Genomic DNA, 16,381 nt, shown 5'->3' with positions numbered 1-16,381 from the left:
TCACGATGAGTACGGCTGACGCCTGAGTATTTCCAGGCGGACGCCGTTCGGGTCACTACAGGACAAGCCGCATAGACCGCGTTGGTCCTGTGCGCGAAAGTGGACGATACCGCCTCTTGCCTCGATAGCCTCGGCAGCTGTGGCAAGGTCGGTGGCAGACAACATCAGAAAGTTAAAACCGTAACTGTTCAATGGTGCCCGAGTCAGTGCACCGACACAGAGTGGATGATCAATTTTGAGCAGTTCGAGTGTGTCGCCTTGGGCGTTTCGGACCATCTGCGCACTGAGCCGGACGTCGTCCAGTTCATTGATGGTGTCCAGCCACTCGCTTTGCAAATCGAAACGTTCGGCTTTGGCAAAGTTGAGTTGCGAATAGAAGTCCTCGGCAGACTCAATTGCTGAAGTACACATCCCTGAATGCGAGAAGCGGTCATTTTCTTCCGGGCGATGCATGAGTTCGATACGTATCCCATTCGGGTCGGTGGCATACATCATGGTGACCTGCGCCTCGGAAAAAAACGCACGGGTGTGCGGGTAGATCTTGCCTCCCGCTGCATCAATCCGTTCAGCACTGCGCGAAATATCGGCCACCCAGAATGCCAGGTGCGTCAGGCCGTATTGATTGTTAGGGCGTCGTTCCAGTGAGCCCGAGGATTGTGGGTTCGCGAGTTCAAGCAGGGTCAAATCGACACCTTGAGCGTTGCGGACGCTTTGAAGACGGCCCCGCGCATTGTGGAGTTCGCCGCTTCCTGGAAGGCAGGCCAGGTCCAGCGTGTGCGGTGAGCGTTGCGGCGTAAAACCCAAGGCGTCTTCATAGAAACGCACTGATCGATTGAGGTCATGGACGCACAAGCCTCTGGCCTTGAACTGAATATTCATCGCTTCTCTCTTCATTGATCAGTGCTGTGGATGAGTACCTTGCCGGTTGACATATCCGCTTCCCGCGCGCGTCGAAGATCCTCCTTTTTTATTTGTCGGCCATCGTCCGCTTGGACTAACAAAACAACGTTCAACCTATCGCTGCCTACCCGATGCAATCTCGCTCAAAAGTAGTCCGGACGGACGATGGATGACGCGCTCCATTGCCGTAATTTCAATTCAAAGGCCTGTCGCCGACGAGCCGCTCAAGCGGTCGTTACGGGGATTGGTGTGAGTAGAAATCAGCCAGGAGAGAGCTCGGGCATGAACGTCGAAAATAGAGAACCATTGGCCGAGCATTCGCAAGCGCGTGTGCTCCCAAGCGCAACACTGACTCACTTGCAGCGTCTCGAAGCCGAAAGCATCGATATCATGCGCGAAGCGGTATCGGACAGTGAAAACCCGGTGATGATGTACTCCATCGGCAAAGACAGTTCAGTGATGCTGCATTTGGCAATGAAGGCGTTTTATCCATCCAAGCCGCCGTTCCAGTTCCTTCACGTGGACACCACGTGGAAGTTCCGCGAGATGATCGAGTTCCGCGACAAGACCGCGCAAAGGCTGGGCATGGATCTGTTGGTGCATATCAATCCGGAAGGGGTGGAGAAGAACATCAATCCTTTTGATCACGGCTCTTCGCTGCACACCGACATCTGGAAAACCCAAGGTCTCAAGCAGGCGCTGGACAAGTACGGCTTTGATGCGGCGTTCGGTGGCGCACGCCGCGACGAAGAGAAATCACGCGCCAAGGAACGCATCTTCTCGTTCCGCTCGGCCCAGCATCGCTGGGATCCGAAAATGCAGCGACCAGAGCTTTGGCGGTTGTACAACTCTCGCAAAAACAAGGGCGAGAGCATTCGGGTATTCCCTCTGTCGAACTGGACCGAACTGGATATCTGGCAATACATCTATCTGGAAAACATCGAGCTGGTACCGCTGTACTTCGCCAAAGAGCGTCCTGTTGTCGAGCGCGACGGTACGCTGATCATGGTCGATGACGAGCGCATGCCGTTGCTTCCAGGCGAAACGCCGATGATGAAAAGTGTGCGCTTCCGCACCTTGGGTTGCTACCCCCTGACCGGCGCTGTCGAGAGTACTGCTTCGACGTTGCCGGAAATTATTCAGGAAATGCTCCTGGCTAAAACCTCCGAGCGCCAGGGTCGCATGATCGACCATGACTCAAGCGGCTCGATGGAGAAGAAAAAACAAGAGGGGTACTTCTAATGGCACACGTTTCCGATTTGATTGGCGAGGATATCGAACAGTATCTGCACGCCCACCAGCACAAGAGTTTGCTGCGTTTCATTACCTGCGGCAGTGTCGATGACGGTAAAAGTACCCTGATCGGACGCTTGCTTTATGAATCGAAGATGCTCTTTGAAGACCAACTTTCTGCACTGGAAGCTGATTCCAAGAAAGTCGGTACCCAAGGGGGTGATCTGGACTTCGCATTGTTGGTCGATGGCTTGGCCGCCGAGCGCGAGCAGGGCATCACCATCGATGTGGCTTACCGGTTTTTCTCCACCGACCGCCGCAAATTCATCGTCGCCGATACCCCGGGTCACGAGCAATACACCCGTAACATGGTGACCGGTGCTTCGACCGCCGATGTGGCGGTCATCCTGATCGACGCCCGCCGTGGTGTGCTGACTCAGAGCCGTCGCCATAGCTATCTGGTTTCGCTGATCGGTATCCGGCATGTGGTGCTGGCAATCAATAAACTCGATATGGTCGATTATTCAAAAGCACGATACGACGAGATCGTCGCTGAGTACCGCACATTCGCGCAGCAGATTGGTATCGAACAGTTCCAGGCCATTCCGATGTCGGCACTCAAAGGTGACAACATCATCGACAAGAGCCCTAATACGCCTTGGTACGACGGCCCGACACTGATGGAGTACCTGGAAACCGTCGAAATCGACAATGATCTGTTGATTCGTGGTCCTTTCCGTATGCCTGTGCAATGGGTCAACCGTCCGAACCTGGATTTCCGTGGTTTTTCGGGGCGTATCCTCGGCGGTGCGATCAAACCGGGCGACCGGGTGCGTGTCCTGCCATCCGGGCGTGAGAGTACGGTCAAACGTATCGTCACTTACACCGGTGACCTACCGATTGCTGTGGCGGGACAGTCGATCACCTTGACCTTGGCGGATGAAGTCGATATTAGCCGTGGCGATGCCATCGTTACGGTCGATGCACCGGCATCGGTGGCGGATCAGTTTGAAGCCAATCTGGTCTGGATGAGTGATGAGGCATTGGTGCCTGGGCGTCAGTACCTGATGAAAATCGGCGCCAAGACCGTGACCATGACCATTGCCGCGCCCAAGTACAAGGTCAATGTAAACACCCTTGAACACTTGGCGGCCAAGACCCTGGAGCTCAACGAAATCGGTGTGTGCAATCTCAGCTTGGATCAGGCCGTGGCGTTTGACCCCTACACCGAAAACCGTGACATGGGCAGTTTCATCATCATCGATCGGGCCAGCAACACTACGGTCGCTGCGGGGATGTTGCACTTCGCCTTGCGCCGTTCGCAGAATATTCACTGGCAGGCCATCGAGGTCAACAAAGCCGCGCATGCGAAACTTAAAGGGCAGCGTCCCGCGGTAGTCTGGTTTACCGGTTTGTCCGGTGCCGGCAAGTCGACCATCGCCAACTTCGTGGAAAAACGACTGCATGCATTGGGTCGCCACACGTATCTGCTGGACGGCGACAACGTGCGTCACGGTTTGAACAAAGATCTTGGTTTCACCGAAGCGGATCGAGTGGAGAACATCCGTCGAGTCGCCGAAGTGTCGAAGCTGATGCTTGATGCCGGTTTGATCACCCTGGTTTCGTTCATCTCACCGTTCCGTACCGAACGTGATATGGCCCGCAGCCTGATGCAGGAGGGCGAGTTCTGCGAAGTGTTCGTCGACACGCCGTTGGGAGTGGCCGAAGAGCGTGATCCGAAAGGTTTGTACAAAAAAGCACGGCGTGGCGATCTGAAAAACTTCACGGGTATCGACTCGCCGTATGAAGCGCCAGAGAATCCTGAGTTGCGTATCGACACCACCTCGCTATCGCCCGAAGATGCGGCGGAGCGTATTGTCGAACACCTACGCACCATGGGCATCCTGACCTGAGTGCGTCGAGCCTGAAACTGCCTGGAAAAGTCTTCGGACCTATCTGGGCAGTGTCGATCACGCAGATGGAGAATTGTGGATGAGCGGAATCGTCTTCGACTTTAGCCAGTTGAATGTCATCGTCACCGGCGGTACCAGCGGCATCGGTCTGGCAACCGCCAGGTCGTTTCTGGCTGCCGGTGCAAGGGTGACTATTACCGGACAACGTGCGGCGCTTAGTGAGTATCCGGACGTGGATCTGAGTGGTCTTGATTACCACTGCCTGCAGCTGGATGACAAAGGCTCAATTGCGGACTTTGCAGGTTCGGTCAAGTCTGTTGACATCTTGATCAATAACGCAGGGCATATCATGCCCGACGCTGATTTTGCCCAGGCCGTTCAAGTCAATCTGAATGCAGTCTACGAGTTGAGCGCCGCGTTGCGTCACACGCTGACCAAAAGCCTGCTTGCAGGGGGAGCCAGCATCATCAATATCGCCTCGATGATGTCCTATTTTGGCAGTCCGCACCTGCCAGGCTATGGCGCCGCCAAGGCCGGGGTCGTGCAACTGACGAAAACCCTTGCAGTGGCCTGGGCGAAGGAAAATATCCGGGTCAACGCGATTGCTGCAGGCTCAGTGCCGACCAGCATGACAGCGACCTACGCGGACAATCCTTACTGGGCCAAGGTGGTCAGTGACAAAACTCCCTTGGGACGCTGGGCTACGCCGCAGGAGATGGCCGAGCCGATCATGTTTCTCTGTTCACCTTCGGCCAGTTACATCACCGGTCATACCTTGGTGGTCGACGGTGGTTATTCGGTAATCGATTGATCCAACCCGGACGCGTCAGGGACACAGAGCTGCAAGCTGGCCATAACAATAAAATGAGGAGCAAGACATGCAACGTTTCAACGGGAAAGTAGCGCTTGTGACCGGTGCAGCCTCCGGTATTGGTCGTGCCAGCGCAATCCGCCTGGCACAAGAAGGCGCAAAACTGCTGCTGGCAGACATCAACGCAGCGGGGCTTGAGTCTGTCGCCGCACAGGTGCGAGAAGCTCATGGAACCGAGGTCGCCTGTTTTACCTTTGACGCCACTGACATGCAAAGCTGCCGGGAAATGGTTGCACTGGCGGTGGCACATTTCGACCGCCTCGATGTGCTGTGCAACATCGCAGGCATTGCCGGTGGTTGGCACTTCACGCAGATGACCGACACCCAATGGCGGAGGATGCTGACTATTAACCTGGACAGCGTGTTTGCTATTTCCCAAGCGGCGATTCCGGCCCTGATTGCCAGTAAAGGCAATATCGTCAATATGGCTTCAGCCTCGGCTAAACAAGGCCAGGCTTATCTGGCGGCCTATTGTGCTTCCAAGGCTGCGGTGGTTGCGTTGACCACAAGTATCGCTGTCGAGTTTGCCGCTGATGGTGTGCGGGCAAATGCGATTTGTCCGGGCGGGGTGAACACCAACATCCATGCCACCATCCAGTTCCCGAAAGATATCGATCAGAATTTGATGGCCAAGCTGTATCCACTGTCAGCCATTGCCGAGCCCGAGGAAATCGCTGCCGCTGTCGCTTACCTGGCCTCTGATGAAGCGCGCTATGTCACCGGCATCGACTTCTCCATCGATGGCGGGCAGACCATGTCCTGAATGGGCATTCATCCGCGATAGCCGATCAGAAAGATAAAAAAAAATGGAGTCCATCAGTATGTCCAGTGGCTTTAGCCATCTCATGTCCCCAGGGTCGATCGGATCCATGGCCCTGCGCAATCGGATCATCATGTCGCCGATGGGGTCGAACCTGGCAGAGCCTGAAGGCTTCTGTGGCGAGCGCATCGTGCGTTATTACGAAGCGCGTGCCAAAGGCGGCGCAGCAATGGTCATCATGGGGTCCACAGGCGTGGCGTGGCCGCGTGGCTCAGGTAATCAGATGCAGGTGGCGATTTCTGAGGACCATTTCATTCCAGGGCTTAAGGCTGTGGCCGACGCGGTGCATGCTCACGGCGGAAAGATAGCCATGCAGTTGCAACATGCCGGAGCCATTGCGGTGAATGAGCCATTGCGCGGGTTGCCGTTGCTGGTGCCATCGATACCGACAGATAAGGCGTTTGACTGGCCCGTCGATCTGACCCCGGAAGAAAACAAGGAGATGTTCGAAGCCTTTTTCAAACCCGGTGTGGTGATCAGTCATCAGGTGGCCACTGAAGAAGATCTGGAATGGGTAATCGACTGTTTCGCCCAAGCCGCGCGTCGAGCCAAGGCTGCTGGTATGGACGGTGTTGAGATCCACGCAGGACATGGCTACTTGCTGTCCGGTTTTTTATCTCCTTCGAGTAACAAGCGCGATGACCGCTGGGGCGGCTCATTGGAAAATCGCGCACGGCTGTTGATCGAGGTCATCAAGCGGATCAAGAGTATCGTGGGCGCAGAGTACCCGGTGTGGTTCCGTCTCGATTCTCAAGAGTTCCTGATGGATGACGGTATCACCCTGGAAGATGCAGTAGCAGTGGCCCGACTTGGCGAGCAGGCTGGCGCCGATGCGATCCATGTGACGGCGAACGCAGATAAAAGTAAGGGCATCAGTTTCACAGAAGGCCATGCCACTCATTTTCCAGGCTACTTCGTAAAAAATGCCGAGGCGATCAAGTCCGCGGTCAACATTCCAGTGATTTGCCCAGGGCGCATTGAGCCGGAAGTCGGTGATCGGTTGATCGGTGAAGGCAAGTTGGACTTTATCACCATGGCGCGCAAGCTCCTGGCCGACCCTGAGTTACCGAACAAACTCGCAATCAATCGTCCGGAATTGGTTCGTCCGTGCATCTATTGCTACACCTGCATCAGCCAGATATTTCTGGGTAGCAACGTGCGCTGTGCGGTCAATGCGCAGACGGGCTATGAAAATACAGCGCCCATCATGCCCATCGAGGGCCCGCGCAAGCGAATACTAGTGGTTGGTGGTGGGCCGGCCGGTATGGAAGTGGCGCGAGTCGCGGCCTTGCGTGGTCACGAGGTACAGTTGTATGAGGCATCCAAACGTCTTGGCGGAACGGTGTTTTTCTCGTCCATTGTATATCCGGAAAACGGCAAACTCATTGAGTACCTTGCCCGGCAGATGATCGAACTCAAAGTGTCGGTGCATTTGAACTGCACCGTCACCCCTGAGTTGGTCAGGCAGATGCAACCGGATGCTGTGGTGGTCGCGACAGGCGCCACGCGCAGCTTGATCGATTTACCCGGATCCAAGTTGCCCCACGTATTCAGCGGCGATGAAATGCGCTCCATGGTGACTGGCCAGTACGGTCCTGAACTCGCCCGCAAGCTGCCAGCCTATGTTCGCTTGCTGATCACTACCGGCAGGACTCTGGGCTTTCTCACTAACGCGGCAACCATCAGCCATATGAGCGAGTACTGGCTACCGCTTGGCAAACATGTGGTGATTTACGGCGGCGGGTTGGTGGGTGTCGAACTGGCCGAGTTCCTCGCCGAGCGTGGACGCAAGGTTACTGTCATCGAGCCAGGCGTCAGCTTCGGTAAAGAGCTGATGATGGTTCGCCGCTGGCGCCTGATGGACACCCTTCGCAAGCTGAAAGTAACGCTTCTGTCTTCCAGTGATCTGCTTGAGATCAAAACTGATCGGGTGGTTTACCGCACGGCCACCGGACAGGTGCAATCGCGTAAGGCCGATACCGTCATCATGGCGCTGGGAGCCAAACCGAGCGGAGAAAAGCTGTCCAGGAGCCTTGAAGCCGAGTGTGCTCACGTGCACTGCATCGGTGATGCTCAGGAGCTGGGTTATATCGAGGGTGCGATCCGGACGGGCAACGCCGTTGGCCGCGCGCTCTGAGATTTTTGCCAATGTTTGGGAGTTGAACGATGAACATCTCGCCTTCAAGCGATCAAGCCGTTCGCGATAAAAATAAAGCGTTGTTCGTACGCATGCTGGGTCATCTTGGACGAAAGGAATTTGACGAGTTCGAGGCTTGCCTTGCGTCGGATATGGTTCAGGAATGGCCTTATCGTCCTGTGCCGAACATGCCCTCGAGCCTGGTTGGTAATCGCGCATTACGTACACTGATCGAGCGGGGCACGGCGCCTTTTGATCCTTATGCGTATGAGATCGAATCGATACATGATTTGCTCGATCCCAATACGCTGATCGCCGAATACAGCTCCCACACTTTTTACCATCCCACCAACAAACCTTATTCGAACACCTATCTGAGTATTTTCCGGTTTGTTGACGACAAGATCGTGTACTGGCGCGAGTACGTAAACCCGCTGGTCATCAAGGAGGCCTTGCTCGACGATTTCACCAAGCCTGTTTCGGCAGATCCGGACATGGGTGAGCCGCAATGAACGTGGCGGATACCCTGGACCAACTGCTGTCTATTGAGCTGATCAAGCGCCTGAAAGCCAGTTATTTCCGGTGTGTTGATAGCCAGGATTGGTTGGCACTCGCTGATTTGTTTACGCAAGACGCACGCTTTGACATGCGCGATGCGAGCGGGCTCCAGCATGACCCCAAGGCCTTGTGCGAGGGCCGAGCGAATATCATCGCCTATTTGCGTGAGGCATTGGCCGGAGTGACCACAATGCACCATGGGCATATGCCTGAGATCGAGATGATCAGTCAGGACTCGGCGGTTGGTATCTGGGCGATGGAAGATGTTTTGCACTGGTCTGAAGAGTCGGACTCGCCGCTGAGATTCCTGCAGGGTTATGGCCACTACCACGACGAATATCGACGTGTCGCCGGGCGCTGGCAGCTCCATTCATGCCGTATCAGTCGACTGTTCGTAGAATCTCAGGAGCGCTGAGTTCGACTTGGGTCAGCTGCCCTGGATAGTTTGAACATTTATGTCCGGTCACAACTGTGGAGCCCTCCCATGCAGACTATCGTTATCATCGGCGCGGGTTTCAGTGGTACGGCCACGGCGGTGCAGCTTCTGCGACAAAGTCCAATCGGCCTGCGTATCGTGATGGTCAACCGCTCTGTAGGCATGGCCAGGGGCATCGCCTATGGAACCAATAGCCCGCATCATTGGTTAAATGTTCCTGCAGGCAACATGAGTGCGCTGGCCGATGATCCGCAAGATTTTCTGCGCTACTGCCAGAAATGTGATGCCTCGATCGGCGCTGCGGATTTCGTCTCGCGCAAGTGTTACGGCGATTATCTGGCTGCGCTTCTGAACAGCGCCCGGGGGCAATGTCGCTCGGGAAGTACATTGACCTGTCTGGCAGGAGAAGCCTTGGCGTTACGACCACGCCAACAGGGTGCTCAGGTCGAGTTGTCCGATGGCCGGTTGATCGAAGCCGCGCATGTGGTACTGGCATTCGGGCACTTTGCGCCACTTGACCCCAAAGGAATTGATACGGATCTGGACTCTGGTCGTTATCAACGCGATCCGTGGGCAGCCGAGGGGCTGGTATCAAACTTTGTTAATCAACCTGTGCTCTTATTGGGTAGCGGTCTGACCGCAATGGATGTTGCGCTGAGTCTTGAGCGTCAAACGCCTCACGCACCCATTTATTTGTTGTCACGCCGAGGGCTGTTACCGCTGCCGCATCGTGCGGGCCCGGTGAATACTCAAGTGTGTGATGAGCTGGTCCAGAGAATGCTGGAAGGACCCGCGACGGTGCGTTGCTACATGCAAGAGATTCGGCGCCAGGTTCGTTTGGGGGAGGGGGATGGGGTCAATTGGCGGGATGTGTTTGTAATGTTGCGCCCTCATACCGCAACGCTGTGGCAGCGTCTTGCGGCAACTGAGCGCAGACGATTTCTGCGTCATGCCCAGGCGTATTGGGACATCCATCGTCATCGGGTGGCTCCGAGTGCTTTTCAAGCATTTCAATCGGCGGTGGCTGATGGTCGGCTCAAGCCTATGGCGGGACGCATCAAAACGCTTGAATCCTGTGAGCATGGGTTACGTATAGGTATTCAGCTGCGCGGGAGTCATCAGCTCACATATATCAATGTGGCCCAACTGATTAATTGCACTGGGCCCAACTCAGACCTGCGACGTGTCGATGACCGATTGATCAAACAATTGCAAGCAGATGGCCTGATCAGTATCGATCCGGATGGAATGGGTTTGCGTGTTGATACAAGCCTTGCGGTGAAAGATCGAGAGGGTAGATCACTTCCATGGTTGAGCTATGTAGGCCCGATGCTCAAGGCCGACTATTGGGAGGCGACGGCGGTTCCTGAGCTACGCCAACATGCTTGGCAATTGGCTCGAAAATTGATTGCTGGCGCAGCGCAGTAGTACCTTGCGGGGTGAGGTCTCGCACGGTGATGCGCTAAGCCATCGGTACCCCAGGAAGCCTCCTGGGGCTCAGATTTGGAATTGCTTTAGCAATCCTTGAAGTTCCCCACCCAAGATTGCGAGACGAGCGCTCGATATTGCGGTCTTTTCGCTGGTGGACGCGCTTTTCTCCCCAATGTCACGTACCTGGACCATGCTGGTGCTGATCGATTTGGCAGCCGCGGTTTGCTCCTCGCCTGAGGCGGCGATCTGTTGATTCATCTGTTTGATGATGGAGACCGACTGCGTAATGCGTCCCAGGGCCGAACTGGCCTGGCCGGCGAGGTTGACGGTGCTTTGCGTCAGTTTACGACTGCTTTCCATTTCGACGACTGCCTGCTGCGCCATCCGCTGGAGAGTAGTGATCAATGTCTCGATCTCTTGCGTCGAGCTCTGGGTGCGCCTGGCCAAAGCGCGAACCTCGTCCGCCACCACAGCAAATCCTCGGCCCTGGTCGCCGGCCCTAGCGGCTTCAATCGCGGCATTCAACGCCAGCAGGTTGGTTTGTTCGGCAACACTTCGAATGACTTCCAGCACTGTGTTGATCTGGGCGCTTTCCTGGTGCAGTTGCTGGACGGCCTGAGCGGAGTGTTCGATCCCTGTAGACAAATGATCAATTTGTGCGACGGCTTCGCGCACGACCCGATCACCATGACGGGCCTCTTCATCCGCCTCATAGGCGGCTCGAGAGGCGTTTTCGGCGTTGATGGCGACCTCTTGAACGGTGAGACTCATCTGTTGGATGGCTGAGGCGGCGTGCTCGGTTTCTGTTTTTTGTATCAACACCCCCTCACGTGTTTGCGCGGTGATGCTTGAAAGAGCTTCGGATGCATTGGCGATTTGACCTACGCCTGTACCAATTTTCCCAATCAGATTCCTTAGACTGAGCATCATGTCTTGCATGGCCGTCAACAGCTGCCCAAGTTCATCGGTGCGCTCAACTTTCAGATTTTGTCGCAGATCGCCCGCAGCGACCTTTTGGGCGAACGCGACCGTTTGCAGCAGGGGAGTAACAATCAGCCTGGAAATGATCACGGTGGCGCAGATACCTAGCGCAATTGCAAAGGCCGTCATTGCGCCAAGTAATACAAAAACTTGCTGGCTATCGGTACGCATGGTTTGTTCTTCTGTTACCAAGGCCTCTTCGCTCAGCGCGGTGACAGTCTGTGCCCGTTCAATCAGCCTGGCTTCGATGGCCTTGCTATCCAGACGCGTCTGATGGTAGTTCTCAAAGGTTTGCTGATAGCGAAACAGCGCTTCCAGGGCGCCGTTGAGTGCATGCATCTGCTCCTCACCCAGCCATACCGAGAGGTTGCGCGCCTGAGCTTGAAGCTCATCGTTGACCTGTCCCCAGGTGTCCAAGGCCTCTTGTGTCCCATCGATGATATAGAGGCTTTCATTGCTGCGCAGGTCGAGCATGTACTTACTCAATTTTGAGGCGCTCTCGGCCAAAGACAGAGGGTCACCGCCACGCAGTATGTCTTTGGCCAATTGTTCGTCGCGGGCGGCGTTATACATGTCTTGTTCAATGACTTCGAACTGCCGGCGTGCATCATTGGCATCTTCTGAGATGACGTTACGCGCAGTTTGAGCCTTGGCCACTTGCTCAACGTAGTCTTGGAATTGTTGCCGGTAAATGACAACAGCATCAGTCATTTTTTTTAGATTCGGATCCGGTGGACCCGCTACGTCCAGGTTTTTGATCTGAAGGGTCGCCTTGTCAAGGCGAGCGTTTACCTCCCGCACCGATTCCGCATTCCGAGTCAGAACGAAATCTTTTTCAGCTTGGCGTGTTTGCAAAATTTGGGTATTGACTTGAGTAAGCAACACCGCCCGTGTGTGCTTCTGAATGATAGCGTTGACTGCATATAAACCGGTGATGGCGACGGTTAACGTCAATCCAAGCACCATACCAAATCCAAGAATCAGCTTTTTACCTACAGCCAAGTTGGCGCAGGCACGAGAGGCAACAAGTAGCATCTGAATGTTCCTTATTATTCTAAAGATATGAGCTTCGTTAGCGTTTCTGCTGAATCCAAAAAAAGGGTGGCTTCCTATGGAGCCTGCAATAGCATCAGTCAAGTTAACATTACCCCATCATTAAATTATCGGTTGTTGCTTTGGTGTGCCTCGTCCATATGGACTAGCCGGTCGCGCGTATTTTTACTTTCAGGAATAGTCCGAATAGACGATGTTCGAGAGAGTGGCAAAACTTAGGTTACTGGAGAGTAGGAGGGAATACTCGCAGTAGGTAGATACCGCGCGTTGCGATCAACAACAATAAGAGGACGCAGCAAAATGAAGATTTCACCAAGGGTTCTCGGCAAACTGGCCCGGGTGCCGATGTCGGCAGCATTCGTTTCTCTGGCCTTGCCAAATATTAGCTGTTTTGCGGGTGAAACAATCAATTTTGACAATGGCGCGAGCATGGATTACACGCTGACGGCCAACTACGGTATCGGAGTTCGCGCGGAGAAGCAGTCCAGGAGAATTCTTAACCAGCTTAACGCAGACGATTCCGATCGAAATTTCGATCGAGGTAGTCTGACCACCAATCGCCTGAGTTTATTGATCGAATCCGATCTGCATAAGGATAATTATGGGTTGTTCTTGCGTGGCAGTACTTTCTATGACGCAGTCTATAAAGGATCAACTGATAATAAGTCGCAAAGCACATTGAACCATGATGGTGACGCCGACGAGTTCAGTTCAGAGACTCGCAAGTGGGACGGCAGCCGTACCGTCGTGCTTGATGCTTACACTTATGGGGCCTGGGACCTGGGGGGCGAAAGTAAACTCAGTGCGAAACTGGGCAAACATTTGGTTGCTTGGGGTGAAAACGTGTTTTTCCCGGGCATTTCGGGCGGACAGAACGGCGCAGATGCCTCAAAGAGTAACATTCCAGGGGTTGAAACCAAGGATGTTCTACTGGGTGCAGAGGCTCTCTCCAGTCAATGGAACATCACTCAGGATTGGTCTCTGGTGGGCTATTCGCAGTTCCGTTTCCGTCCGACAGAATTGTCGCCGACGGGCGACTATCTGTTCTCCACAGACGTAATTGGTCCGGGTTCGGAGAAGTTGTTCTTCGCGCCCGGTGTCGCCATTCCGCGCACGTCAACGGACGATGCACGTGATTCCGGCCAGTGGGGCATTGGCACTCGGTATCGAGTAACACCTTCGACGGAACTTGGCCTCTATCATATTAACTACCACGCCAAAACACCTTCTGTCGTTTTCGATCCTTCTGGCAGCTCATACCATGTGAAGTACTTTGAAGATATCAAAGCCACCGCCATGAGTATTTCCACGCGCTTGGGGGATTACAGTCTGGGCGGGGAGGTCGGCTACTATCAAGGGTTGCCAGTTCAAGTTAATACAGCCGGTTTGCCGCAACAAGTCCGCGGCGATGCGGTGCAAGCACAAGCCAATATATATGGATCGTTCGGACCTAACTTTATGTCTGATCAAGTGATCGTGCTGGCGGAAGTTATAGGCCAGAAACTGCTTGATCTTGATAGTAATCCGTATGGGGCGAGTACCAAAAATACTAGCCTGGCGTCTTCTACTCGTACAGGTTGGGGTTATTCGTTTGCCTATATCAACCGATACCTGGGTGTCTTCGACGGTTGGGATCTGACCGTTCCAATCGCTTGGAATCAAGGGGTGAAAGGCAGCGGAGTCATACAAAGCAGTGGTCTTCTTAATGAGGGTGACAAACGTCTGAGTGTCGGCTCCAGTTTGATTTATCTGGATAATCTCGAAATTGGCGTTAAATACAATATGTTCTTCGGTGATGCCAATGATCCGAGTCAGTTGGCTGATCGGGACTTTGTCACGCTTAACGCAAAATACAGTTTCTGAACGGTATAAGAGGGTATAAAAATGTTCAGTAAATACTATGCAGGTGCAGCCGCAGCCGCAGCCGCTTGTACCTTGGCGATGACCTGTCTTGTCAGCGTACCAGCGTGGGCCAAGGTCTCTGCTGAAGAGGCCGCCAAGCTAGGCAATCAACTGACCTGCCAAGGTGCTGAGAAGGCCGGAAACGCTGAGGGTACGATTCCTGAGTACTCAGGCAAGTGGCTTGGCAAACCTTCAGGTCTTGCTTATGCCGGGACCGGCACACCCTACACCGACCCTTATGCGGATGAAAAACCGCTTTATGTCATCACAGCCAGCAACATGGAGCAGTACGCGGCTAAATTGACCGATGGCCAAAAAGCGCTGCTGAAAAAATACCCGGACACCTTCAATCTCCCGATCTATAAAACGCATAGAGACTGGGCTTATCCGCAATGGATTTGTGATGTCTCGAAAAAGAATGCTGTTACGGCCGAACTCGTCGATGACGGGTTGGGTATAAAGGCAACTAATGGCAGTTCTCCATTTCCTATTCCCAAAAGCGGCCTGGAACTCGTATGGAATATGACGGTGCCTGCAGCGTCACCTCGAGAGGTGGGAACATTCGATACGGCGGTTGTGAACCCGAGTGGCGGAATTTCCTGGGCGCGTGAGTTTCACAAGATCGTACTCAGCAAGGCCGACCCCAAGAATCGAGTGGAAACGACGGGATCTGCGGCCTGGAGTTATGGCGAGAAGCTCGTGCCTCAGCGCGACAAAGGGACCCTGACGTACGCCCGGGTTCCCTATAACTACAAATCGGATTTTCTTGATGTCTGGCAGTACAGCCCAGGCACTCGCCGTGTCCGTCAATTGCCTAACTACGGATTTGACCAGCCCGGCCCCGGGGGATACACCACCTTGGACGAGGGACAGATCTTCAATGGTTCTCCCGAGCGTTACAACTGGAAGCTGATCGGCAAGCGTGAAATTTATGTTCCTTACAACACCTATAAATTGCTGGACCCGAAGCTCAAGTACGCAGACTTGCTGAAAAACAAAGGACATATCAGTCCGGAGTACACGCGATTCGAACTGCATCGGGTCTGGGTCGTTGAAGCCGAGCTAAAACCTGGATTCCGTCATCTGTATCCCAAACGAGTCATGTACATCGATGAGGATACTTGGGTACCGTTGCTGGGTGATAACTACGATGCCCGAGGTCAATTCTGGCGCACAGTCATGAATCATATGGTGTACGCCTTTGATGCTCAAACCAGTTGGCCGCATTTGGCTGTGTACCACGACCTGGTGTCGGGATCTTATATTGCCGATCGCCTGACGACCGAGCAGAAACCTGTCACGTTGGTGGATGACGGCAGCCTCAAGGAAGAGCAATTCTCTCCCGATATGTTGCGCGGGGCAGGGCGCTAATAAACCAGAGGTTATCCATTGGTAACAGATAAGGCTCTCCAGCTAATGGAGGGCCTTTTTTGGCTGTGCGCCAGGCATGGTGCGTTGCACGCAAGTGCTACTGGCCTGACGGTGTTGGCTCACTGTAATGGCGGCGCGCGGGCTCCAGCTGCGCGATCACACTGCTTTAACGGCTGCCATTAGCCTATCGGTCTATCGCCGCGAATTGTCTGGCTTGGCAAAATCGACACCGTGACTTCGCTCCCCCATCCCGACTACCTGTTCCCCTGAACAACTGCGCGCTCTGGCAGCGCAGTTGATGCAGCGTGTCGATACGCTCGACCAACAAGTGGATACGCCTGAAACGCTGGGAAGCGCTGTCCCGCTACCTCAATGACGGGGGTTTACCCATTGATAATTAGTGGGCGCAGAGCCAGATCCGGCCGTGGGCGCCTGGTGGTAAGAACTCGCTCTGTGCAATCTCGTTACGTAGCGGCAAATGGGCGGCGGCGATCATGAGCTTGGTCCAGTCTGCGCGGCTCAACGGGGCATGATCCGTACGTGTATCCGAAGGATGTTCGCATGCGCCTGCTGACGCGGCGGGCGAGTGAAATCGACCAGGTGCTGCCGCATAGGTGACAACCGGTTCAGTTACGCAAGGCGGACTGCTCTCGCCGTTGTAGTCGAATACGTCGTCTATCCGTATGGATGACAGTCGAGATCATAGAGGAATGCAGGAGGTCAAGCGCGGATCAATAAGCAGGTCAATGCCCATTGCACTGCCTGTTTATAGGAT

12 protein-coding genes and 2 pseudogenes are annotated in these 16,381 nt (G+C 54.4%); 11 read left to right on the top strand and 3 right to left on the bottom strand.

The genetic code is table 11. The features are described from left to right. Complete coding sequence (locus KW841_RS03685) at positions 1 to 879, bottom strand: VOC family protein (RefSeq protein WP_218473629.1); 879 nt, start codon at positions 877 to 879, stop codon at positions 1 to 3. 303 nt (positions 880 to 1,182) lie between these two features. Here KW841_RS03685 and cysD point away from each other — a divergent pair, with 303 nt between their 5' ends. The 8 genes from cysD to KW841_RS03645 all read left to right on the top strand — a co-directional run bounded on the left by cysD (position 1,183) and on the right by KW841_RS03645 (position 10,296). Then, positions 1,183 to 2,142 carry a sulfate adenylyltransferase subunit CysD gene (gene cysD, locus KW841_RS03680; protein ID WP_218473626.1) on the top strand — a complete coding sequence of 320 codons (960 nt, stop codon included), beginning with the start codon at positions 1,183 to 1,185 and terminating at the stop codon, positions 2,140 to 2,142. Further along, entirely contained in the window at positions 2,142 to 4,046 is a 1,905-nt protein-coding gene (gene cysN / locus KW841_RS03675) for a sulfate adenylyltransferase subunit CysN (RefSeq protein ID WP_218473623.1), read from the top strand. The genes cysD and cysN overlap by 1 nt, the downstream gene beginning before the upstream one ends. Positions 4,047 to 4,125: 79 nt before the next feature. Then, positions 4,126 to 4,857, top strand: a complete 732-nt coding sequence (locus KW841_RS03670; RefSeq protein ID WP_218473621.1) for an SDR family NAD(P)-dependent oxidoreductase — start codon at positions 4,126 to 4,128, stop codon at positions 4,855 to 4,857. A gap of 67 nt (positions 4,858 to 4,924) precedes the next feature. Next, entirely contained in the window at positions 4,925 to 5,680 is a 756-nt protein-coding gene (locus KW841_RS03665; RefSeq protein ID WP_218473619.1) for an SDR family NAD(P)-dependent oxidoreductase, read from the top strand. Positions 5,681 to 5,723: 43 nt separating this feature from the next. Further along, a complete protein-coding gene (locus KW841_RS03660; RefSeq protein WP_218473617.1) occupies positions 5,724 to 7,874 on the top strand; it encodes an FAD-dependent oxidoreductase in 2,151 nt (716 codons plus the stop codon). A gap of 29 nt (positions 7,875 to 7,903) precedes the next feature. Next, positions 7,904 to 8,386, top strand: coding sequence for a nuclear transport factor 2 family protein (locus KW841_RS03655; RefSeq protein WP_218473614.1), 483 nt, complete (start codon positions 7,904 to 7,906; stop codon positions 8,384 to 8,386). Continuing rightward, positions 8,383 to 8,847, top strand: a complete 465-nt coding sequence (locus tag KW841_RS03650) for a nuclear transport factor 2 family protein (protein WP_218473611.1) — start codon at positions 8,383 to 8,385, stop codon at positions 8,845 to 8,847. Before KW841_RS03655 ends, KW841_RS03650 begins: the two co-directional genes overlap by 4 nt. Positions 8,848 to 8,916: 69 nt before the next feature. Next, positions 8,917 to 10,296 (top strand): FAD/NAD(P)-binding protein, encoded by a 1,380-nt coding sequence (locus KW841_RS03645; RefSeq protein ID WP_218473609.1) that lies wholly within the window; start codon positions 8,917 to 8,919, stop codon positions 10,294 to 10,296. A gap of 69 nt (positions 10,297 to 10,365) precedes the next feature. Here KW841_RS03645 and KW841_RS29980 read toward each other — a convergent pair whose 3' ends face one another. Together KW841_RS29980 and KW841_RS29975 are read right to left on the bottom strand one after the other, a co-directional pair. Further along, entirely contained in the window at positions 10,366 to 11,226 is an 861-nt protein-coding gene (locus tag KW841_RS29980; protein WP_371319493.1) for a methyl-accepting chemotaxis protein, read from the bottom strand. Beyond that, positions 11,224 to 11,409: pseudogene (locus KW841_RS29975) on the bottom strand (HAMP domain-containing protein); the annotation flags it as partial. The gene KW841_RS29980 and the pseudogene KW841_RS29975, both read right to left, overlap by 3 nt. A 1,224-nt stretch (positions 11,410 to 12,633) precedes the next feature. Here KW841_RS29975 and KW841_RS03635 point away from each other — a divergent pair. From KW841_RS03635 to KW841_RS03625, 3 genes and pseudogenes are all read left to right on the top strand, one after another. Continuing rightward, positions 12,634 to 14,196: a DUF1302 domain-containing protein gene (locus tag KW841_RS03635; protein WP_218473604.1), complete on the top strand. Its 1,563-nt coding sequence runs from the start codon at positions 12,634 to 12,636 to the stop codon at positions 14,194 to 14,196. Positions 14,197 to 14,217: 21 nt separating this feature from the next. After that, the gene (locus KW841_RS03630; RefSeq protein WP_218473602.1) at positions 14,218 to 15,606 is read left to right on the top strand and encodes a DUF1329 domain-containing protein; all 1,389 of its coding nucleotides are present in this window, start codon (positions 14,218 to 14,220) and stop codon (positions 15,604 to 15,606) included. A 338-nt stretch (positions 15,607 to 15,944) separates the two neighbouring features. Next, positions 15,945 to 16,224 (top strand): annotated as a pseudogene (locus KW841_RS03625) (transposase domain-containing protein); the annotation flags it as partial. Between the last annotated feature and the right edge of the window lie 157 nt (positions 16,225 to 16,381).

This window comes from Pseudomonas sp. PDM28 (assembly GCF_019219115.1).
Lineage (GTDB): Bacteria > Pseudomonadota > Gammaproteobacteria > Pseudomonadales > Pseudomonadaceae > Aquipseudomonas > Aquipseudomonas laurylsulfatiphila.
Note: the sequence above shows the minus strand (reverse complement) of the source record. Positions and strands in the feature narration are given on the sequence as shown.